This window comes from Vibrio sp. HI00D65 (assembly GCF_001635455.1).
Taxonomy (GTDB): Bacteria; Pseudomonadota; Gammaproteobacteria; order Enterobacterales; family Vibrionaceae; genus Vibrio.
Genome location: NZ_LWEH01000269.1, coordinates 1 through 405, shown reverse-complemented (window position 1 = coordinate 405; position 405 = coordinate 1). Strand labels below are relative to the sequence as shown.

The following is a 405-nucleotide window of genomic DNA, read 5'->3' as shown; positions in this document are numbered from 1 at the left end:
GCCTTGCAGCCTGGAAGCCAATAATGTGATTCTCTATAAAAGCCCCTGGCCAAATCGATAGCTAAGGGGCATTTTTGTATGCATTGCCAAGTTAGGTTTGAATATCTTTAACTTGCACGCTCTGCGGGCTCAGAGATCATGGCATCAAAAGATGCGATTCGAGCCAAAAACTCTTTTCTATCTTTAGGCATAATCGAGCTCGCCATCGGTAAGTTGGCCTTCATCGCATCAACAGCTCGACCACGAACCAACACCTCAAAATGCAAGTGTGGGCCAGTAATACGGCCAGTCGCACCCGATAGCGCAATTTTTTGGCCTCGCTTAATTTGTTGCCCTTTCTTAACTAAGAATCGGCTCAAGTGAAGATAACGCGTCGTGTATACACTGTTGTGTTCGATCACCAAG

1 protein-coding gene is annotated in these 405 nt (G+C 46.2%); it reads right to left on the bottom strand.

What is annotated here, in order from left to right:
* Positions 1-107: 107 nt before the first annotated feature.
* Positions 108-405, bottom strand: a 298-nt coding sequence (locus A3712_RS18640; RefSeq protein WP_157618806.1) for a peptidoglycan DD-metalloendopeptidase family protein, incomplete at its 5' end; no start/stop codon positions are given.